The sequence below is a fragment of the Amycolatopsis sp. NPDC001319 genome (assembly GCF_042896185.1).
Lineage (GTDB): Bacteria > Actinomycetota > Actinomycetes > Mycobacteriales > Pseudonocardiaceae > Amycolatopsis.
Genome location: NZ_JBIAWY010000004.1, coordinates 901,295 through 922,104 on the forward strand (window position 1 = coordinate 901,295; position 20,810 = coordinate 922,104).

Here is a 20,810-nt window from a genome sequence, read left to right on the forward strand (position 1 = left end):
TGGTCACCGTCTTAGAGTGCAACGGTCACGCTGGGCGTTCTGGGAGGTTCGTGTGCGCCGCTGGTGGGTTCGATCTTGCTTGGCCCTGACCACTGTCGCCGCGACGCTCATCGCGACCGAGCTGCCCGCCGCCGCGTGCGGCGAGGACGACAAACCCGCGGTGCAGGCCAAACACACCGCCGGCGACCCAGGTGCGATCAAGGGCGTGCGCGCCGTCGGCAACGTGCCCGACGCGGCGGGCGCGATCTCCGCCAACTTCCTCCAGTACGGCCACCGCGACGTGATGGTGGTGTCCGGCGAGTTCGGCCTCAAGGTCTACGACCTCACGCGCGACCCCGCCGCACCGAAGGGGATCGGGCAGCTCAGCCTGCCCGGCCTGTGGGAGACCGAGGACACCGAGGTCGACGCGCAGCGCAAGCTGGTGTTCCTCTCGCGCGATCCGCGTGCGTTCGAGGGCAACACGCACACCGGCGAGTCCGGCATCTACGTCGTCGACGTCTCACGCCCGGAGAAGCCCGCGATCCTGAGCTACGTGCGCGTGCCCGCCGGCCACACCACCAGCTGCGTCGACGGCTGCCGCTACCTGTGGACCGGCGGCCCCGCGAAGGCCGACGACCAGCCGGCCGACTGGGGCGGGCGCCCGATCTGGGTCACCGACGTGCGCAACCCGCGCCACCCGGTCGTCCACCCCGACCCGATCGAGCTCGCCCGCAACGACGGCCAGACCGACTACGTGCACGACGTCCAGGTCGACTCCGCGGGCGTCGCGTGGGTCTCGGGCCGCGGCGGCGTCCGCGGCTATTGGACCAGCGGCCTGCACCGCGACCCCGTGCGCGGCGGCGTGCACCGCGCCACCGCGCTGGAGCCGATCCCGTACGCCGGCGGCGGCGTCGACGAGACCGCCGCGCCGTCGAAGTTCCTGCACAACAGCTTCCACCCGGTCGGCCCTCGCGACGCCGGCGCCTGGCGCGGCCACGACCTCGTGTACGCCACCGAGGAGAACTTCCTCGACGGTTGCGCGGGCGACGGCGTGCTCACCATCTCGTCCCTGGCCGGTTCGTACCACGGCGAAGGCTGGCGCTCGACCCCCGCGGATCCCTTCCGCCTGCAGAGCATCGGCACCTGGAGCGTCGCGGGCCAGGAAGGCAGCGACCCCGCCTCCGACGACTGCTCCGCCCACTACTTCGACCTGCGCGACCACGTGCTCGTCCAGTCCTTCTACTCCCAGGGCACGCGCTTCCTCGACGTCAGCGACCCCACCAACCCCCGCCAGATCGCCTACTTCCGCCCCGCGGACGCCAGCTCGTGGGCGCCGTACTGGCACGACGGCTATGTGTACGTGGCGGACAACGTGCGTGGGGTGGACGTCCTGAAGCTGACTGCCTGAGGCCCGATCGGCCGGGATATCGATCGGCGCCGGCGGTTACAGTCCGATCATGGAGCCAGTGGCGCGCGGCCGGGTCATTCTCCTCAACGGCCCTTCGAGCTCGGGGAAGTCGAGCATCGGGCAGGCGCTGCTGGCGATCCTGCCCGAGCCCTGGTTCCACGTCCCCGTCGACGGGATCAACGCGATGCGGTCGACGCGCTACACCCGTGAGCTCGACGAAGCCGGAGTCCAGGAGATGCTGCGACGGACCCGGCGCGGCTACCACCGCGCCGTCGCGGCCCTCACCTCTACGGGGAACGACGTGGTGATGGACTACCTGCTCAGCGAGCCGTGGCGTCTCGACGACCTCCTCGTCGTCCTCGACGGCTACGACGTCACCCTGGTGGACGTCCACTGCGCGCCGGAGGAGCTCGCCCGGCGGGAGCGCTCGCGCGGCGACCGGCCGCACGGTCTCGCCGCCTCGCAGACGCTGATCTACTCCCACGGCGACCACGATTTCGTCGTGGACACCACCCACCGCACCGCGGCCGACTGCGCCCGCGAGATCGCCGACCGCCGCGATGCGGTCGGGCGGCCGAAGGCGTTCGAGCGCCTCCGCGCCGCCCGCGCACGACCAAGCTGACCGCCTGAGGCCCGGCCCCGGGGCCGCCCGAACGCTTTCGAGCGGCCCCGCACCCGCGCGGTCCGAGGTTCAGCGCACCTGGTCCGCCGGCACCGTGAACCGCCCCCGGCCGTCGTTGTCCTCGACCGTGTAGCTCAGCTCGACGACCGCCACCTCGCGACCGTCGGGATCCCGTTCGCGCCGCAGCACTTCGCAGTCGAGGTCGAACGGCGTGGGCAGCGGAGTGCTCGCATCCCAGTTCTCCGCGGTCAGGATGGGCACCTTCTCCGTGATCAGGACGACGGTGCCGTCCGCCTCGGCGAACCGCAGCTCCACGAAGCCGGGGAACTCTTCGTCCACCCAGCGGGTCACCGTTGCCTTGAGCTTTGCCACGAGACGGAGTCTGCCAGCAACGCGGAAACAGCCGGATCAGTGCCGCGTCGGGCGGTAGATCAGTTCCTGAGTGTGCCCGTCCAGGGTGCGGCTTTCGAGGAGCTCCAGGTCGAAGTCCTCGGCGCCCTCGAAGATGCGGGCGGCGCCGGTGGCGCCGGTGAGGGCGGGGAAGATCGTCAGCTGCACGCGGTCGACCAGGCCGGCGGCCATGAGGGCGCGGTTCATCGCCAGGCTGCCGTGCGAGCGCAGCGGTGTGTCGGACTCCTTCTTCAGGCGGGCGACGACGTCGACGGCGTCGCCGCTGAGGACGGTCGCGTCGGGCCAGTCGAAGGGGCCGCGCAGGGTGGAGGACACGACAGTGGTCGGCAGGTTGCGCAGCAGGGTGACCCAGGGGTCGAGGTTCTCCACGCCGAACTCGGCGAACATCTCCACGTTGTCCTTGAACGTGGTCCCCCCGAACACCATCCGCTGCTCCGCGCTGTACAGCTCGACGCGGCGCGCCAGCAGCTCCGGGCCCTGCTTGCCCCAGTAGCCGCCCCAGTCGCCGGTGTGGGAGCCGTAGCCGTCGAGGCTGGAGAAGACGTCGAAGGTGTAGGTGGCGGTCATGGTGAGCTCCTCGGGTAGACGTTCGGGCCGGGCGGCCCCTCACCCTGCCTACGAACCCGCTCGACGCCGATCGACACCGTCCCGGAAAAAACTTCCGGCGTTCTGAAACCACGACCACAAAGGGCCCCGTGGATCAGCGGCCATGACGCCTCCACCCCAGTCTGGCCGCGGGCTGGGCGGTGCTGAACCGCGTGGAGCTCGGGCCCGAGACGGTGTGGCGAGCGGGCCCGTCGTCCGGGCTGGATGTCGCCCTGGGGCAAGGGGCACCTCGAGCGAACCCAAGGTGCCCCTCCACGTCAGGACCGCAGCCACACCGCGGTGTCCGTCGGGATCTCCGTTGTGACGGGACCGCTCGCCAGCAGGATCTCCCCGGCCGGCAGCGGGACCGGGGAAGCCGAGAAATTCAGCACGAACGTGAACCCCGGCTCCCGCCTGAACGCCAGCACCCCGTCGCCGAGCGAAAGCCACTCCAGGGCCCCCGCGCCGAGCGCCGGCTGCTCCGCCCGGATGCGCAGGCCGTCGCGGTACAGCGACAGCATCGACGCCGGGTCCGCGGCCTCGGCGGAAGCCGTGTAGTCGGCCCACGAAGCGGGCTGCGGCAGCCACGGCGTCCCCGTCCCGAAGCCGAACGGTGCGGCAGGACCCGACCACGGCAGCGGCACCCGGCACCCGTCCCGGCCCGGGTCCGCGCCGTCGGTCCGCGCCCACACCGGGTCCTGCCGCAGCTCCGAAGGAAGGTCCTCGACCTCCCACAACCCCAGCTCTTCGCCCTGGTACACGTACACCCCGCCCGGCAGCGCCAGCGTCAGCAGCGCCGCCGCGCGGGCCCGGCGGGTGCCCAGGGAGAGCGAAACCGGCGAGCCGTGCAGCCGGTCCGCGAAGGAGAAACCCGTGTCACCGGACCGGCCGTAGCGCGTGACGTGCCGCGTCACGTCGTGGTTGGACAGCACCCACGCCGCGGGCGCGCCGACCTCGTCGTGGGCCCGCAGCGTGCGCGAGATGACGTCGCGGAAGCGCGAGACGTCCCACGGGCACACCAGGAAGTCGAAGTTGAACGCCGAGTGCAGCTCGTCGCGGCGCAGGTAGCGCGCGGCGCGGGACATGTCGGGCAGCCACATCTCGCCCACGAGCACGCGCTCGCCCGCATACGAGTCGGCGATCTTTCGCCACGACCGGTAGATCTCGTGCAGCCCCTCCTGGTCGGAGAACGGCGTCTCGTCCCCGCCCGCGACGTCGGGCAGCGCGGGGTCCTTCACGAGCCCGTCGGCGACGTCGATGCGGAAGCCGTCGACGCCGCGGTCGAACCAGAACCGCAGCACGTCCTCGAACTCCGCGCGGATGTCGGCGTTGTCCCAGTTGAAGTCGGGCTGGCGCGAGCTGTACAGGTGCAGGTACCACTCGCCGTCCTCGACGCGGGTCCACGCGGGCCCGCCGAAGCGCGACTTCCAGTTGTTCGGCGGCTCCGAACCGTCGACGCCGCGGCCCGGGCGGAACCAGAACCGCTGACGCTCGGCGGATCCCGGCCCGGCCGCGAGCGCCGCGGTGAACCAGCGGTGCTCGTCGGAGCAGTGGTTCGGCACGATGTCGATGATCACGCGGATGCCGCGCTCGTGCGCTTCGGTGATGAGCTCCTCGGCCTCGGCGAGAGTGCCGAAAAGCGGTTCGATGTCACGGAAGTCGGCCACGTCGTAGCCGCCGTCGTCCATGGGCGACGGGTACCAGGGCGTGAACCAGATGGCGTCCACGCCCAGCTCGGCCAGATGGTCCAGTTTGGACCGCACGCCGGCGAGATCCCCGATGCCGTCGCCGTTTCCGTCGGCGAAGCTGCGGATGTACACCTGGTAGATCGCCGCGCTGCGCCACCAAGCCGAAGACAGTTCGGTCACTGCGTAGTCCTCCCAGTAGTCTTTGCGGACCGTGCTCAGCCCTTGATCGAGCCGGCGGTGAGCCCGGCGAGGATCTGGCGCTGGAACACGAGGAACAGCACGATCATCGGCACGCTCGCCAGCACCATGCCCGCCACGAGCAGGTTGAGCGGCATGTCGATCGCCACCCGCTGCAGCATCACGCTCAGCGTCTGCTTGCCGGTGTCCGGGAACACCAGCAGCGGCCAGATGAAGTCCTTCCACGCGGCCACGATCGTGAGGATCGAGACCACGGCGAGGATCGGGCGTGAGATCGGCAGGATGATCTTCCACAACGTGCGGACCGGGCCGGCGCCGTCGAGGCGCGCGGCCTCGACGAGCTCGTCGGGGATCTGGTCGAAGAACCGTTTGAGCAGGTAGATGTTGAACGCGTTGGCCGCCGCGGGCAGCCAGATCGCGGCGGGGGAGTTGATCAGGTTCAGGTGCAGCAGCGGCAGGTCGGTCACCGTCACGTACGTCGGCACCAGCAGCGCCGCGGCCGGCAGCATGAGCGTGACGAGCATGAGCCCGAGCACCACGTTGCCGAACTTCGGCCGCAGCTTCGACAGCGCGAACGCCGCCGGCACGTCCACCGCCAGCTGCACCAGCCACGCGCCGCCCGCCACGATCACCGTGTTGAGGAAGTACTTCCCGAGGTCCATCTGGTCCCACGCCTCGGTGAACGACTGCGGGTGCCACTCGCGCGGCACGATCGTCGCCGGGGTCGCCGCCAGCTCCGCCGGCGACTTCATGGCGCCCGTCACGGCCCAGTACAACGGGAACAGGAACGCCAGCGTGAACAGCACGAACGTGCACACGAACACGATCACGTACACGGTCTTCCCGCCGCCGGTGCGCAGCTGCGACGGTGAGATCAGCGTCCGTCCTGACGGGACAGCGGCACGTTTCCCCTTGCGCGGCAAGGCGGTTGTCATGGGAACCTCCTAGTCGTCCGCGCGCCGGGTCAGCCGCACGTACATCGCCGAGAACACGCCCAGTGCCACGAACAGCAGCAGGCTCATCGCGCTGGCCGAGCCGAAGTCGTTGTAGACGAAGGCGTAGCGGTACAGCAGCAGGAGCACGGTCACCGTCGAGTCGTCCGGGCCGCCGCCGGTCATCACGTACGGCTCGGTGAACACCTGCATGGTCGCCACGATCTGCAGCAGCAGGAGCACCAGCAGCACGAACCGCGTCTGCGGGAACGTCACGTGCCGCAGCCGCCGCCACATCCCGGCGCCGTCGAGCTCCGCGGCCTCGTACAGGTCACCCGGGATGGTCTGCAGCGCCGCCAGGTAGATCAGCGTCGTGCTGCCCATGTTGGCCCAGGTGGACACGAACACCAGCGACAGCATGGCGGTGGTCGAGGAGTCGAGCCACTGCAGACCGGGCAGGCCGACGGCGTTGAGCGCCGAGTTGAACAGGCCGGGGCCCGGGTCGTAGAACCACTTCCACATGAGCGCCGTGACCACGGGCGGCAGCATCACCGGCAGGTACACCGCGAGCCGGAAGTATGCCCGCGCGTGCCGCAGCTCGTTGAGCAGCACCGCCGCCAGGAAGGGCACGAGGAACCCGAACACCAGCGCGAAACCGGTGAACAGCAACGTGTTGCGCCACGCCACCCCGAACAGCGGGTCGGCGAACAGGCGCACGAAGTTGTCGAACCCGACCCACGTCGGCGGGTTCACGAAGTCGACCTGCTGGAAGCTCAGCAGCACCCCGCGCACGATGGGGTACCAGGAGAACATCGCGAACACCACGAGCGCGGCGCACAACAGCGTGTACGCGGTGAGGTTCTCGCGCAGGCGCCGCTTGAGCCGGGCGCGCCGGCGTTCGGCGGGCGAGGCGGCCGGCCGACCGGCCCGCGGGGTGACCGCGGGCCAGTCGAGCACGTTACCTGACCTGGGCGAGGACACTGTTGACCTTCGACTGCGCCGAGGAGAGCAGCTGGTCGATGTTCGCGTTGCGGTCGGTCAGCACGGCCTGCATCACGCTGTCGAGCGCCGCGTAGATCTGCTGCGCGTTCGGCGGTTCGATGCTGCCCTTGATCTTGTCCGCGGTGTCCACGTAGGACTGGTAGTTCTCCGCGGGCACGTTGGCGTACTTCTTCTTCACGGCCAGCTGCTGGTCGCGCACCGCGCCCTGCCAGATGTCCGGCGTCGGCTCGGTCGGCAGGCCCACGGGCTGCTTGCCGTCGGCGTACTGTTTCACGTGCTTGTCGAAGCGGTCGGGGTTGAGGTACTTCCACTGGATCCACTCGAGCCCGGCCTTGATCTTCGCGGCCGACGCCTTCGGGTTGATCATGTAACCCTCGCCGCCGAGCAGGGTGCCCTGCGCGCCGGGCATGCCGGCGATGCCGTAGTCCTCGTACTTGCCGTTGAACTGCTTCACCAGCACGGGCACGTTGTCCGGCGCGGCCATGTACATGCCGAGCTGGCCGGCGCCCATCATGCGCTGCACGTCGACGTCCTGCAGCAGCTGCTTGCTGCCCATGGACTTGTCGTCCCAGCGCATCGCGTGCAGGTAGTCCAGCGCGGCGCGGCCCTTGTCGTTGTCGAAGTCGGCGACCCACTTGTCGCCGTCCTTGCGGGCGATGTCGCCGCCCATCGAGTACAGCCAGCCGGTCATGTGCCAGCCGCCCTGGTTGTTCTTGCTGTAGTCGGCGTACCCGACGATCCCGTTGCCCAGCGCGGAGATCTTCTTCGCGTCGGCGCGCACCTCGTCCCAGGTGGCGGGCGGCTTGTCCGGGTCGAGCCCGGCCTGCTGGAAGAGCTTGCGGTTGTAGACGAGCCCCATGGTGTAGTTCGCCGTCGGGAGGCCGTAGAGCTTGCCGCTCGCGTCCCGGAAGTTGTCGAGGAGTTGCGGCTGGATGTCGTTGACGTGCGGCACGCTCTTCGCCGCTTCCGTGATGTCGGCGGCCTGGTGGCGGGTGATGATCTGCGCCGGGTCGGTGAAGTACACGTAGTACACGTCTTCGAGCTGGCCGCCGGCGAGCTTCGCCGAGAACGTCTTGGGGTCCATGAACCCCTCGTGGGGCACGATGTCGATGTCCGGGTGGGAAGCCTCGAACTCGGCGACGTCGGCGTCGAACACCTTGCGCTCGAACGGCTGCGTGGTCGGCGGCTGCCCCGTGACGGTGATCTGGACCTTTCCGCCGGCGTCTCCGCCCTCGGAGCCGGAGCCGCAGGCGGCGAGGCTCACGGCCAGGCCACCCGCGGTGAGCAGGGCGATCACGGTTCTGGGGGTGCGGCTGGACCTCGCTGCTCGGGACCAGGGACTGCTCATCTCAAGCCTCTTCTCGCGGTCGCGACGGCTGTGTCGTGATGGCCGTCACTCTAAAGTGTGAGACCAGAACGCCGCAATAACCCGACGAGGATTTGCAAGTTACGAACAGGACGTGATCACGCCCGGTGCCGCGCGGTCGACCCCCTCACCACGAGCTCGGGGGCGAACAGCAGCTCCTCGGCCGCGACCTCGCCGCCGTTGATCCGCTTCACGAGCAGCTCCACCACCGCGCGGCCCATCGCCTCGATCGGCTGGCGCGTGGTCGTGAGCGGCGGGTCGGTGCAGTTCATGAGTGCCGAGTCGTCGTAGCCGACGACCGAGATGTCGCCGGGCACGTCGAGTCCCTGGCGGCGCGCGGCCCGGATCGCGCCCAGCGCCAGCAGGTCGCTCGCGCACAGCACGGCGGTGGCGCCGCGCGGATACAGGCGCGCCGCAGCGGCGTGGCCACCCTCGATGGAGAACATGCCGTGCTCCACCAGCTCGTCCAGCACGGGCAGGCCGAGTTTCGCCGCGTACGAGCGGAAAGCCGCGAGCTTGCGCTGCGACGGCACGTGGTCGGCCGGGCCCAGGACCAGGCCGATCTTCTCGTGGCCGAGCGAGCTCAGGTGCCCCACGACCTGCTCCACGGCCACCGCGTCGTCGCACGAGACCTGCGGCAGCCCGAGGTGGTCGACGGCGGCGTTGATCAGCACTGTCGGCAGCTTGCGTTCCACGAGGTGGTGGTAGTGCGTGTGCACGGCGTCGGCCTGCGCGAACAGCCCGCCGGCGAACACCACCCCGGACACCTGCTGCTGCAGGAGCAGCTCCACGTATTCGGCTTCGGACACCCCGCCGGCGGTGCGCGTGCACAGCACGGGCGTGAACCCCTGCTGGGCCAGCGCGTTGCCCATGATCTCGGCCAGTGCGGGGAAGATCGGGTTCTGCAGCTCGGGCAGCACGAGCCCCACCAGGCGGGCCCGTTCCCCGCGCAACTGGGTGGGGCGCTCGTAGCCCATCACGTCCAGCGCGGTGAGAACGGCGGCCCGGGTGCTCGCGGAAACCCCGGGCCGGCCGTTGAGCACCCGGCTGACCGTGGCTTCGCTGACCCCCACCTGTCGGGCCACTTCGGCAAGTCGACGCGTCATGGCTGAAACTTTACTGCAATAGCTCGCAAAATCTCGACTTCACGGTGCGAAGGTGCTGACACGCTGAGCTACAGCTTGCGGCCCAGCTGCTCCGCCTGCTCGCGCAGCACCGGCAGGAACTCGTCGCGCAGCTGGTCCATCGAGATGCGGCCCGCGTTGGCGCTCACCGACATCGCGGCGACGGTGCGGCCGCGCGAGTCGAGCACGGGCACGGCGAGCGAGCGCAGGCCGTACTCCAGCTCCTCGTCGGTGAACGCCACGCCTTCCTGGTGCACGAGGTCCACGCGCCGGCGGATCTCGTCGGGCGTCACCGGCGTTTTCGGGGTCCTGGGGTGGAACTCGGACCGCTCGAGGTAGGCCGCCAAGTCCTCAGTGGACAGTGCGGAAAGGAGCACGTGTCCCGTCGCCGACGTGTAGGCCGGCACGCTCGCGCCGATGCGCACGCCCGTGTTGACGATCCGCTTCACCTCGCTGCGCGCGATGAACAGCGCGTCGTCGTTCTGCAGCACCGCGAGTGAGGCCGACTCCTGCACGTGCTCGCGCACCGCCGCCAGGTGCGGCTGCGCGAGCTGCGGCAGCGCCGTCGACTCGACGTACGCGTCGCCCAGGCGCAGCAGGCGCGGGGTGGGCAGGAAGTGCTTGCCGTCGTGGGTGAGGTACCCGAGGTCGACGAGCGTGAGCAGGCAGCGGCGGGCGACGGCGCGGTTGAGGCCGGTCAGGCGCGCGGCGTCGCTGATCGCGAGCTTCGGCGACGCCTCTCCGAACAGCTCCAGGATCGCCAATCCCTTGGCCAAACCGGCCATTCCTTCGGCTGCGGGCACGGCTCTCCCCGGAGTTGGGTCTTGACGGCAGGCTCTCGCCTGCCTTCAATGTGTTCGGCAAGTGAAACTGAGTTCGTTATTCGAACACTATCAGGGGTGCCGCGAGCTGTCGAGCGGCGCCCCGGGCGAGGAGGAACCGACGATGGATCGCCTCACGGGGACCACTGCGCGCCGCGCACCCGACCGCAGCTGGCCGCGGTCGCTGACCCGGGTGCCGTACTGGGTCTTCCAGGACGAGGCGGTGTACCGCGCCGAGCAGGACCGGATCTTCCACGGCCCGCACTGGAGCTACCTGTGCCTCGAGGCCGAGCTGGCCGAGCCCGGCGACTTCTGCGCGACCTTCATCGGCGAACAGCCGGTGCTGGTGACGCGCGACGTCGACGGCGAGGTGTACGCGTTCGAAAACCGCTGCGCCCACCGCGGCGCGCTGATCGCGATGGCCGACCACGGCAAGGCCCGCGACTTCACCTGCGTCTACCACGCCTGGACCTACAACCTGCAGGGCGACCTCACGGCCGTCGCGTTCGCCGAGGGCGTGGGCGGCAAGGGCGGGATGCCGCCGAACTTCTGCCTGTCGGACCACGGACCGCGCAAGCTGCGCATCGCCGTGGTCCACGGGCTGGTGTTCGGCACGCTGTCCAACGACCTGCCCGACATCGAGGAGTACCTCGGCCAGGAGATCCTCGACCGCATCGACCGCGTGCTCGGCGGCCGCAAGCCCGTGGTGCTGGGCCGGTTCGCGCAGCGCCTGCCGAACAACTGGAAGCTGTACGCGGAGAACGTCCGCGACTCCTACCACGCCAGCATCCTGCACTTGTTCTTCACGACGTTCGGCATCAACCGGCTTTCGCAGCGGGGCGCGATCATCGTCGACGAGTCCGGCGGCCACCACGTGAGCTACTCGGCCATCGACCGCAGCGTCACGGAGTCCACCGAGTACCGCGACCAGAACATCCGGTCCGACAGCGAATACAGCCTCGCCGATCCCTCGCTGCTGGAGGGCTTCAGTGAGGTCGGCGACGACGTGACGCTGCAGATCCTCTCGGTCTACCCCGGCTTCGTGCTGCAGCAGATCCAGAACTCCGTGGCCGTGCGCCAGATTCTCCCGCGCGGCACCGACGACACGCTGCTCAACTGGACCTACCTCGGCTTCGAGTCCGACACCGAGGAGCAGCGTCTGGTCCGGATGAAACAGTCCAACCTGGTCGGTCCCGCCGGCTACGTGTCCATGGAGGACGGTGGCATCGGCGGCTTCGTGCAGCGTGGGATCGCCGGCGCGTCCGACGAGTACGCGACGCTGCAGATGGGCGGCGACACGGCGGAGTCGAGCGAAAGCCGCGTCACGGAGGCGTCGGTCCGCGGGTTCTGGCTGGCCTACCGCGAGTCGATGGGTTTCGTGCCCGACGACGACGCGCCCCTGCCCGAGATCGGCCAGCACGAGCGCACCCGGGTGGTGCGTGCCTGATGGACAACCAGGTCGCCATCGCCCGTGCCCAGGCGCACTACGCCCGCTGCATCGACGACGGGCCGCTCGAAGACTGGCCCACGTTCTTCACCGAAGACTGCCACTACCGCGTGACCACGGCCGACAACTACGCCCGCGGCCTGCCCGCCGGCCTGATCTGGGCCGACACCCGCGGCATGCTGAAGGACCGCGTGTCGGCGCTCAAGGAAGCCAACATCTACGAGCCGCACGTGTACCGCCACATGCTCGGCCAGCCCGCGATCCTCACCGAGTCGGGTGGCGACGTCGAGAGCGAGACGCCGTTCTTCGTGCTGCGCGTGACCGGCGGCGGGCCGACCGACCTGTTCGCCAGCGGTCGTTATGTCGACCGCTACCGCGTCGAGGGCGACCAGGCTCTGCTGCGCGAGCGCGTGGTCGTGTGCGACAGCAAGGAGATCGACACCCTGCTGGCGCTGCCGCTGTGAGCCGCGTACTGCTGGTCATCGGTGACCCCAACGGCATCGGACCGGAGATCGCCGTCGCGGCCGCCGCCCGGGCCGAGGACCCGCCGGTGCTCGTCGGAGACCACCACGTGCTCGCGGATCTGGCCGCTCACAAGGGGTTCCGGCTGCGGGAGCACACACCCGGCCTCCCGCCCGAGGACGGCGTGCTCGACCTCGTGGACGTCGGGCACCTGCCGCCGGACGAGTTCCGGCCGGGTGTGCTCAGCGCGGAGGCGGGCGCGGCGGCCGTCCGCTACGTCACCGAAGCCGTCACGCTCGCCCTCGGCGGCGGGTACCGCGGCGTGGTCGCCTGCCCCCACTCGGAGACGGCCGTGCACGCCGCGGGCATCCCGTTCCGCGGCTACCCGCCGCTGATCGCGCAGCTCACCGGCGTGCCCGAGGACCGCGTGTTCCTGCTGCTCTCGGGCGGTGGCCTGAACATCGTGCACGCGACCCTGCACGAACGCCTCGCCGACGCCCTCGCCCGGCTCACCCCGGAGCTGGTCACCGCGGCCGGGAAAGCGTTGGGGGAGGCACTGCGGAGTTTCGGCGTCGCTGCCCCGCGCATCGGCGTCTTCGGCATCAACCCGCACGCGGGCGAGGGCGGCCTGTTCGGCAGCGACGACGAGCGCATCACCGCACCGGCCGTGGCTTCGCTTGTCGCGCAAGGCATCGACGCGGTCGGCCCCACCGGCGCCGACGTCGCGCTCACCACCCCGGGCCACGACGGGTTCGTCGCGCTGTACCACGACCAGGGCCACATCCCGGTCAAGCTGCTGGCCGGCCGCACCTCGACCGCGTTGACCGTGGGCGCCGGCGTGCCGTTCTGCAGCGTCGGCCACGGCACGGCGTTCGACATCGCCGGCCGGGGCGTCGCCGACCCCACGGCCGTGGTTCGCGCGCTCGGCCTGTTCGGACGAACGAAGGAGACCACCGCATGATCACCGTGGCGGACACGGACGTCGAGATCCCGTGCGACGACGGGCAAACCGTCCTCGAAGCCGCCGAGAACGCGGGCTGGGCCATCCCGTACTCGTGCCGCAAGGGCGTCTGCACGTCGTGCACCGGTTCGCTCGTCGCGGGTTCGGTGGTCGTGCGCGGCCGCGGTGAGCTGACAGGACCGGCCGACGGGGTGCTGCTCTGCCGCGCCGAACCCCAGGGCCCGGTCGTGGTCCGGCCGCGCCGCATCGAACGCAGCGAGCCGCCGCGGCGCAAGAAGCTCACCACGGTGGTGCACCGCATCCGCCGGCCCGCGCCCCGCGTCACCCTGCTCGACCTGCGGTTCCCGATCGGGCGGCGCGCGCCGTTCCGGGCCGGGCAGTTCCTGGAGGTGCAGCTGCCGGACGACGAACCGCGCCCGTATTCGCTGGCCAACCCGCCGCACCACAACGACGCGGTGCAGCTGCACGTCCGCACCGAACCGGGCGGACGGTTCTCCGAGCACGCGGTGGGGGCGCTGCAGCCCGGCGACACGCTCGAGGTCGAGACACCGTTCGGCGAATTCGTCCTCGACGACGGCGACGGGCCGATTCTCCTGCTCGCCACGGGCACCGGGTTCGCGCCGATCCAGTCGATCGTGCTCGACCTCATCGCCCGCCGCAGCACCCGCCCCGTCCACCTGTACTGGGGCGCGCGCACGGAGGAGGACCTCTACCTGGCCGAGCTCCCGCGGCGCTGGGCGGCCCGGCACAGCTGGTTCGCCTACACGCCAGTGCTTTCCCGCCCCGGCAAGACCTGGTCGGGTGCCACCGGCCACGTCCAGCACGCCGCGCTGGCCGACCACCCGGAGCTGGCCGGGCATCGCACATACGCCTGCGGCAGCGAAGCGATGACCACCGACGCCCACGACCTGCTCACCGGCCGCGGCGGCCTGCCGGCCGAGAGCTTCCTGGCCGACTCGTTCGTGGCCGCCGCCGAGCCCCGCATTCCCGCCTGACCGCTTTTTGTTCGATCCCACCACGATTCAAAGGAGAATCCCATGGACTTCGTGCTCGTCCACGGCGCTTGGTACGCCGGCTGGAGCTGGCGGGAAGTGGCCGACGCGCTGCGCGAGCAGGGCCACCAGGCGCACGTCGTGGAGCAGCTGCCCAGCGGGGGACTGGACCCGGCCACGTTCGGCGACGTGGTCGCGGACGTCGCCCACGTGCGGGACCTCATCGACGGCCTCGATCGTGACGTCGTATTGGTCGGGCATTCCTACGGCGGCATCGTCGTCGGCGAGCTGGCCGACCACCCGCGCGTGCGCCACACCGTGTTCCTCGCGGCGTTCCGGCCGCGCCGCGGCGAAAACCTGCTCGACATCCGCTCGCCGCACCCGGAGGAGTGGATCGTCCCCCGCGAAGACGGCACGCTGCACGTCACCGGCGACCACGCGCTGGCCCGCAAGGTCCTCGCCCCGGACCTCGACGAAGCCGTGTTCGCCGGCGTGCACGAACAGCGCCACGCGCACGCGGCCCTCACGTTCACCGAGCCCGCCACCGGACCCGAGCGCACGCACCCGGTCACCTATGTCGTCTGCGAGCGCGACGAGGCCATCTTCCCCGTGGACCAGGAGAAGATGGCCGCGGGTGCCGACCACGTCGTGCGCCTCGACGCCCCGCACCTGGCGCCGCTGACGCACCCGCGTGAGGTGGCCGACCTGCTGGCCGGCACCCGGTGACGGCCGGGGTCCGGCTGACCGGGTTCGTCGACGGCAAGCGCGTGAGCCCGTTCCAGTACGGCACGGTGGTGCTGTGCGGGCTCGTGATGTTCTTCGACGGCTTCGACACGCAAGCCATCAACTACCTCGCCCCGCACATCGCGAAGGACTGGGGGCTGAAGGTCGCGGTGCTCGGCCCGATCTTCTCCTCGGCGCTGGTCGGCCTGATGATCGGCTACCTCGTGCTTTCGCCGCTTTCCGACCGGTTCGGCCACCGGCGGCTCGTGATCGCGGGCACGGCGTTGTTCGCGCTGGCGAGCCTCGTGTCCGTGTGGGTCGGCGGCGTGGCCGAGCTCGTCGTGCTGCGGCTGATCACGGGCATCGGCCTCGGTGCGGCGGCGCCCAGCGCGGTCGCGCTCACCGCCGAGTACACGCCGAAACGCCTGCGGGCGAGCTTCGTGCTGGCGATCTACTGCGGGTTCTCGCTCGGGTTCGTCGTGGCCGGGGTCGTGTCGGGCTGGCTCGTGCCGACGGCCGGCTGGCGCTCGGTGTTCCTCGTGGGTGCGCTGGCGCCGCTGGTGATCATCCCGCTGATGCTGAAGTTCCTGCCGGAGTCGCTCGTGTTCCTGGTGGGCCGCGGCGCGAACTCCGAACGCGCCTACCGCCTGTGCCGCCGCATCGACCCGGCGCTGCCGGCGGAGACGCAGCCGGTGACCGTCGACGCGGCCGAATCCGGTGGCCGCGTGAAGCTGAAGGCGCTGCTGGCCAACGGCGGGGTGCTGAGCACGGTGCTGCTGTGGGTCGTGTTCGCCGTCAACCTCGGCGATTTCTACGCGTTGCAGAGCTGGCTGCCGACGATGCTCACGGACCTCGGCTTCGCCAACGGCACGGTGGTCACGGCCACGAGCCTCACCACGGTCGGCGGCATCGTCGTCGCGCTCGTGGTGGGTCCGGCGATGGACCGTCTGGGCGCGTTCGGTTCGCTGGGCGCGGTGTTCCTCGCGGTGACCGGGCCGGCGTTCCACGCGCCGGTGTGGCTCCTGCTGGCGGCAATGTTCCTCGTCGGCTGCGGGGTCAGCGGTGGCCAGAAGGCGCTGATCGCGCTGGCCGCCGTGGTGTACCCGGTCAACATCCGCTCGACGGGCGTCGGCTGGGCGCTGGGCATCGGCCGGCTCGGCGGGATCCTCGGCCCGCTGGTCGTCGGCGCGGCGGTGGCCGCTGCCTGGTCCCCGGCGGCGATCTTCCTGGCGTTGTCCGGACCGATGTTGGTGTGCGCGGTGCTGATCCTCTACCTGGGACGGCGGGCTCGGCGGACGGCCGAGGTCGCCGAGCGGGAAGCGGTGCCTGCGGTGTGAAGGAGGGCTCCCCGGTCGAGACCGTGGCCGGGGAGCCCCTCCCGCTTGCCCTACTACGCCGCGGCCACCTCCAGTTCCGAGACCTGCCCGGCCGGCCAGCCGGTGTTGCCGGTGATGGTCACGCGCACGAAGCGCTGGGTCGTCGTGCCGAAGCTCGCCGAAGCGGTGTTGCCCGACGACGGGCTGAAGTTCCAGCCGCGCGAGGCGACCAGCGTCGTCCACGAACCGCCGTCGGTGCTGCCCTGCACGGTGAGCGTCTGGGTGCGGGCGCCCCAGTCGTTGGACGGCGGCAGCTTGAGCGTCACCTTGTTGATCGCCGCCGCGTCACCGAGGTCGACGGTCAGCGTCTGCGGGAACGCGTTGTTCGTGCTCTCCCAGTACGTGCTCGCGTTGCCGTCCACGGCGTTGCCCGCCGGGAAGCCACCCTGCGAACCGCTGGCCGTGATGGCCTTGCCCCGCGCGATGTTCGCGCCCGACTGGGGCGGCTGCGGCGGGCCGGAGTTCGGCGCGGGCCAGCTGGAGCAGTCGCTCCAGGTGCCGGTCCAGCCGCTGTTGCCCGAGCCGTTGAAGGTCATCTTCGGGATCGAGCTCGGGTAGGGGCAGTTGTACGTGCCGACGACGCCGACACCCGACGCCGTGAGGTTGCTGATCGACACCGTGCCCTGCGTCTGCGACTGCGCGACGAACGTGCCCGTGCCGCGCACGGTGACGCCGTCGATGGTGATGCCGCTGACCTGCTTGCCCGCGCCGTTGCCGTCGATGAACTGGATCGCCTCGTACGGGCTGTCGATGGCCGTGAAGCCGTTGACGCGGATGTTCACGCCGGAAATGGCCTGGTCACGAGCGTCGAACCACAGCGCGCCGACGCCGAACTGCCAGTTGGGGTCGAGCGCCCCGGCCCGCAGCGCGGTGTTGTTCGTCAGCGTGACCGTGCCCGAGAGCGGCACCGAGTTGAACCGGTTGGCCACGAGGTAGCCGCCGCCGAGCGCGTTGGTGTCCTGGATGAGGTTGCCGCTGACGGTGTTGTTCGAGCCACCGTAGAGGGCGATGCCGTTGGCCAGGTTCGGCTGCACCACGGTGTTGTTCGCGATGGTGATGCCGGAGTCGGCCTGGCCGTTGGACCACAGCGCGAGCGCGTCGTCACCGTTGTTGCGCAGGTAGTTGTTGCGGATCGCCGAATTCGTGACGGCGCCGTCGAAGTTCACGCCGTCAGCCTGCGTGTCGAGGATGCGGTTGTTCTCGATCGCGAGGTTCGAGGACGCGCCGTTCATCAGCCACAGGCCGCACTTGGTGTCCTGGATCCACAGCCCTGAGACGACCGAGCCGTTGCCGAGCACGCCGTGGAAGGCGTTGTCCGGGCTGGAGTCGTTGCGCTCGGAGACCGAGCCGAACACGGCGAAGTCGTAGAGCTTGATGTTCCCGGACGCGCTGCCGTTGTTGAAGATGTTGTTGCCGTGCAGCACCGTGTACCACTGCCCGGCGCCACGCACGGTGGTCTGGTCGATCTGCAGGGCCGAGCCGATCTCGAAGCGGCCGCTCGGCACCCAGACTTCCTTGCCCTGCTGCCGGGCGGCTTGCAACGCGTTGCGGAAAGCTTGCGTGTCGTCGCCGGAGTCGTTGGCGGTGGCGCCGTAGTCGGTGACCGACAGCGAGCCGGCCGGTTGCGCGCCGGCGCCGCCGACCTGTTCGAAGTCGGCGAGGTCGATCGTGGCCTGACCGACGTCACCGGAGTCCAGCTGCACCTTGACCTTCGCGCCGGCGGCGGCGTTCTGGCCGAACAGCAGGCGTGCGTCGTCGAAGAAGTGGTGGGTCTTCGCGCCCGGGATGCCGGGGGTGTCGGTGTAGGTGTACTGCGACGTCACGGAAAGCCCGCTGCCGAGCTTGGTCCCGTTGACGTACACCGACATCCGGCCGGAGCTGCCGTCGGGCAGGTTGTAGTGGACGTTGACCGAGTTGGCCGCGGCCGGCAGCGTGAACTCCACGTACTGGCCCTGCCCGAGCCGCACGGCCTGGCGGCCGGACGCTTCGGAGGCCACCGTGGCCTGCGTGTAATCGGGGCCGACGGCGGAACCGTTGGTGGCGCTGCATTCGGCCTCGACCGTCCGGAACGGAACGCTCGCACCGCCGGACGCCGTGGCCGGGCAGGTCGCCGCCGCGGCGGGGGTGCCCGAGCCGACCGCGAACACGGTCAGCCCGGAGGACACCAGCGCCGCGGCCAGCAAGGCCGCCCTGGGTCGTGCTGAGGTGGGGGACATCTTTGTCCTTTCTGGGGATTTTCCGGAGCGGGTCAGGACGCGTAGGCCTCGAGCTCGGACAGCTGCCCGGCCGGCCAGCCGGTGTTGCCGGCGAAGGTCAGGCGCAGGTAGCGGGTGCTGGTGGAGCTGAAGGAGACGGTGGCGGTGTTGCCGCCGGCCGGGTCGAAGCGGTAGCCGGCCTCGGATTTGAGCGTGGTGAACGAGGATCCGTTGGTGCTGCCCTGCACGGTGAGCGTCTGCGTGCGCGCGCCCCAGTCGTTCGAGGGCGGCAGCTTGAGCACGAGCCGGCCGACGTTCAGGGCGCTGCCGAGGTCGACGGTCAGCGTCTGCGGGAACGCGTTGTTGCTGCTTTCCCAGTAGCTGCTCGCGTTGCCGTCCACGGCGTTGCCCGGCGGGAAGCCGCCCTGGGAGCCGCTGGCCGTGGTGGTCTTGTGCAGGGCCAGGTTTCCGGTCGGGGGCTGGGTGGGCGTGGTCGGCGTGGTCGGCGGAGTCGTGCCGCCGTTGTTGCCGTTGTAGACCGGCGCCGGCCACGAACCGCAGAACGTGGTGGTCCAGCCCGAGTTGCCGCCCTGGTCGGCCAGGCCCGTGAGCGCGTCCGGGCCCATGCAGTTGTAGACGCCCGCGCGGCCGATGTTCGTCGCGACGACGTTCTTGACCGTACCGCTCGGTTTGGACTGCAGCTGCCACGCGAACGTGCCCGCGCCGGTGATCCGCAGGCCGTCGAAGTGCACGTCGGTGGTGGCGCCGTCGATGAACTGCACGCCCTCGTAGTTGTTGTCGAGCAGGTCGTTGTCCACCACGTCGATGCGGCCGGTGATGGCAGAGTCGCGCCCGTCGAACCACAGCGCGCCGACGCCGAACTGCCAGTTGGAGTCGAGCACGCCGGTGCGGATCGCGGTGTTGCGCGTGACGGTCGTGGTGCCCGACAGCGGCACGGCGCTGAACCGGTTGGCCACGTGGATGCCGCCGCCCTGGTCCTGGTTGTCGGCCACCACGTTGTCGGACACGGTGTTGTCGTGGCCGCCGTAGATCGCGATGTTGTTCGCGAGGATCGGCAGCAGCACCGTGTTGAACGAGAACGTGTTGTGGTGGTCGGCGTCGTGCTCGGCCCACATGGCCAGGCCGTCGTCGCCGGTGTTGCGCAGGAAGTTGTTCGTCACCAGCGTGTTGCTGATGCCCTGGTGCAGGTTGAGCCCGTCGGCCGTCTGGTCGAGGATGCGGTTGCCGCGCACGGTGAGCCCGTCGAAGGGCCCGTCGAGCCAGAGCCCGACCTTCGTGTGCTGCAGCCACAGGTTCTGGACGACCGAACCACCGCCGAGCGCACCGCCGATGGCGTTGGCCTGGTCGCAGTCGACGCGGGCCTGGACGTCGCCGATGATCGCGAAGTCGTAGAGTCCCACGTTCGTGCTGCTGCCGGGCACCGCCGCGTTGCCGGGGTACGTCGGGGTGGAGCAGCTGGCCGGCTCGCCCTTGCCGAAGATGCCCGCGCGGGCGCCGTGCAGCTCGGAGTACCACGGCCCGGCGCCGCGGATCGTCACCTGGTCGACGGTGATGTGGTGGTTGAGCGTGAACGAGCCGGCCGGGATCCAGACCTGCTTGCCCTGGCTCTTCGCGGCGGCCACGGCGGCGTCGAACGCGCCCGCGTCGTCGCTGCTGTCGCCGGCGGTGGCGCCGAAGTCGGTGACGCTCACGGTGTTGGCCGGTTGGCCGGCGGGTGCGGCGACCTGCTCGAAGTCGGCGAGGTCGACGGTCGCGGGAGTCACGTCGCCGGAGTCGATCTGCAGTTTGATCTTGGTGCCGGCGGGGTAGCTGGTGCCGAACAGGGTGCGCACCTCGTCGTAGAAGTGGTGCGCCTTGCCCTGACCGGGGTCGTTGCTGAAGGGGTAGCCGCCGTAGTACCAGCCGTACCGGGAGGTCAGGGTGAGGTCGCGGTTGTGGGTGCCGTTGACGTAGACCGAGATCGTGCCGTTGATCCCGGTGCCCTGGGCGTTGTCGGGGAGGCTGTAGCGGAAGTCGAGCGAGTTCGACGGGGCGGTGAGGGTGAACTCGACGTACTTGCCCTGGCCGGACAAGGTCACCGCCTTGCGGCCGGACGCCTCACCGGCCAGCGTGCCGGCGCTGCGGTCGGGGCCGATCACGGTGCCGTTGGTGGCGGCGTTCTCGGCTTCCTGCTCGATGAACGGGACGGTCGCGCCGCGGCCGGCGACGGCGGCGTTCGGGGTGGCTGTCGCCGGGTTTGCCGGAGCCGCGATCACGGTCAGGGCGGTGAGGCCGGCGGCCGCGAGCACGGCGCTGCCGAACGCGGCGATCCTTCTCGAGGTGGGTTTTTCGGGCGCGCTGAAGACACCTAGGGGAGACACGGGGCAGCACTCGCCTTTCGTCGGGGTCGGGTGCACTGGTGGGGACAGTGTGTGAGCTGGATCATACGAATTCCCGACAGGAAATCGCAATAGTCGGACGGACTTACGCAAATTTTCGACATCTGCCGTCATGGCTG

General features: G+C 70.2%; 18 protein-coding genes. 8 read left to right on the forward strand and 10 right to left on the reverse strand.

Going from position 1 to position 20,810, the window contains the following annotated elements:
* Positions 1 to 85 precede the first annotated feature (85 nt).
* Complete coding sequence (locus ACFY1H_RS19100) at positions 86 to 1,387, forward strand: LVIVD repeat-containing protein (RefSeq protein WP_386947950.1); 1,302 nt, start codon at positions 86 to 88, stop codon at positions 1,385 to 1,387.
* Positions 1,388 to 1,436: 49 nt separating this feature from the next.
* Positions 1,437 to 2,009, forward strand: a complete 573-nt coding sequence (locus ACFY1H_RS19105) for a chloramphenicol phosphotransferase CPT family protein (RefSeq protein WP_386947858.1) — start codon at positions 1,437 to 1,439, stop codon at positions 2,007 to 2,009.
* A 69-nt stretch (positions 2,010 to 2,078) separates the two neighbouring features.
* Here the strand turns inward: ACFY1H_RS19105 and ACFY1H_RS19110 are convergent, their stop codons facing one another.
* The 8 genes from ACFY1H_RS19110 to ACFY1H_RS19145 all read right to left on the reverse strand — a co-directional run bounded on the left by ACFY1H_RS19110 (position 2,079) and on the right by ACFY1H_RS19145 (position 10,100).
* A complete protein-coding gene (locus ACFY1H_RS19110; protein ID WP_386947860.1) occupies positions 2,079 to 2,381 on the reverse strand; it encodes a hypothetical protein in 303 nt (100 codons plus the stop codon).
* Between the two features lie 36 nt (positions 2,382 to 2,417).
* Complete coding sequence (locus ACFY1H_RS19115; protein ID WP_386947862.1) at positions 2,418 to 2,987, reverse strand: dihydrofolate reductase family protein; 570 nt, start codon at positions 2,985 to 2,987, stop codon at positions 2,418 to 2,420.
* A 296-nt stretch (positions 2,988 to 3,283) separates the two neighbouring features.
* The gene (locus tag ACFY1H_RS19120; RefSeq protein WP_386947864.1) at positions 3,284 to 4,873 is read right to left on the reverse strand and encodes a glycoside hydrolase family 13 protein; all 1,590 of its coding nucleotides are present in this window, start codon (positions 4,871 to 4,873) and stop codon (positions 3,284 to 3,286) included.
* A gap of 35 nt (positions 4,874 to 4,908) precedes the next feature.
* Positions 4,909 to 5,826 carry a carbohydrate ABC transporter permease gene (locus tag ACFY1H_RS19125; RefSeq protein WP_366587268.1) on the reverse strand — a complete coding sequence of 306 codons (918 nt, stop codon included), beginning with the start codon at positions 5,824 to 5,826 and terminating at the stop codon, positions 4,909 to 4,911.
* Between the two features lie 9 nt (positions 5,827 to 5,835).
* Positions 5,836 to 6,804 carry a sugar ABC transporter permease gene (locus ACFY1H_RS19130; RefSeq protein ID WP_366587270.1) on the reverse strand — a complete coding sequence of 323 codons (969 nt, stop codon included), beginning with the start codon at positions 6,802 to 6,804 and terminating at the stop codon, positions 5,836 to 5,838.
* Positions 6,782 to 8,173 (reverse strand): ABC transporter substrate-binding protein, encoded by a 1,392-nt coding sequence (locus ACFY1H_RS19135; protein WP_386947866.1) that lies wholly within the window; start codon positions 8,171 to 8,173, stop codon positions 6,782 to 6,784. The genes ACFY1H_RS19130 and ACFY1H_RS19135 overlap by 23 nt, the downstream gene beginning before the upstream one ends.
* A 116-nt stretch (positions 8,174 to 8,289) precedes the next feature.
* Entirely contained in the window at positions 8,290 to 9,297 is a 1,008-nt protein-coding gene (locus tag ACFY1H_RS19140) for a LacI family DNA-binding transcriptional regulator (protein WP_366587275.1), read from the reverse strand.
* Between the two features lie 68 nt (positions 9,298 to 9,365).
* Complete coding sequence (locus ACFY1H_RS19145; RefSeq protein WP_366587311.1) at positions 9,366 to 10,100, reverse strand: IclR family transcriptional regulator C-terminal domain-containing protein; 735 nt, start codon at positions 10,098 to 10,100, stop codon at positions 9,366 to 9,368.
* Positions 10,101 to 10,260: 160 nt separating this feature from the next.
* On the opposite strand from ACFY1H_RS19145, the gene ACFY1H_RS19150 reads away from it, so the two are divergent.
* Genes ACFY1H_RS19150 through ACFY1H_RS19175 form a run of 6 tightly spaced genes read left to right on the forward strand, consistent with a single transcriptional unit; the run spans position 10,261 to position 16,058 of the window.
* Positions 10,261 to 11,583, forward strand: a complete 1,323-nt coding sequence (locus ACFY1H_RS19150; protein WP_386947868.1) for an aromatic ring-hydroxylating dioxygenase subunit alpha — start codon at positions 10,261 to 10,263, stop codon at positions 11,581 to 11,583.
* Positions 11,583 to 12,047, forward strand: a complete 465-nt coding sequence (locus ACFY1H_RS19155) for an aromatic-ring-hydroxylating dioxygenase subunit beta (protein ID WP_366587279.1) — start codon at positions 11,583 to 11,585, stop codon at positions 12,045 to 12,047. The genes ACFY1H_RS19150 and ACFY1H_RS19155 overlap by 1 nt, the downstream gene beginning before the upstream one ends.
* A complete protein-coding gene (locus ACFY1H_RS19160) occupies positions 12,044 to 13,006 on the forward strand; it encodes a PdxA family protein (protein WP_386947870.1) in 963 nt (320 codons plus the stop codon). Before ACFY1H_RS19155 ends, ACFY1H_RS19160 begins: the two co-directional genes overlap by 4 nt.
* On the forward strand, positions 13,003 to 14,001 hold the full coding sequence (locus ACFY1H_RS19165; RefSeq protein ID WP_386947873.1) for a 2Fe-2S iron-sulfur cluster-binding protein: 999 nt from the start codon (positions 13,003 to 13,005) through the stop codon (positions 13,999 to 14,001). The genes ACFY1H_RS19160 and ACFY1H_RS19165 overlap by 4 nt, the downstream gene beginning before the upstream one ends.
* A gap of 42 nt (positions 14,002 to 14,043) precedes the next feature.
* On the forward strand, positions 14,044 to 14,724 hold the full coding sequence (locus ACFY1H_RS19170; RefSeq protein ID WP_386947876.1) for an alpha/beta fold hydrolase: 681 nt from the start codon (positions 14,044 to 14,046) through the stop codon (positions 14,722 to 14,724).
* Positions 14,721 to 16,058 (forward strand): MFS transporter, encoded by a 1,338-nt coding sequence (locus ACFY1H_RS19175; RefSeq protein ID WP_386947879.1) that lies wholly within the window; start codon positions 14,721 to 14,723, stop codon positions 16,056 to 16,058. The genes ACFY1H_RS19170 and ACFY1H_RS19175 overlap by 4 nt, the downstream gene beginning before the upstream one ends.
* 53 nt (positions 16,059 to 16,111) lie before the next feature.
* Here ACFY1H_RS19175 and ACFY1H_RS19180 read toward each other — a convergent pair whose 3' ends face one another.
* Positions 16,112 to 18,313, reverse strand: coding sequence for a discoidin domain-containing protein (locus ACFY1H_RS19180; protein WP_366587290.1), 2,202 nt, complete (start codon positions 18,311 to 18,313; stop codon positions 16,112 to 16,114).
* A gap of 32 nt (positions 18,314 to 18,345) precedes the next feature.
* A complete protein-coding gene (locus tag ACFY1H_RS19185; protein WP_386947881.1) occupies positions 18,346 to 20,673 on the reverse strand; it encodes a discoidin domain-containing protein in 2,328 nt (775 codons plus the stop codon).
* Positions 20,674 to 20,810 lie beyond the last annotated feature (137 nt).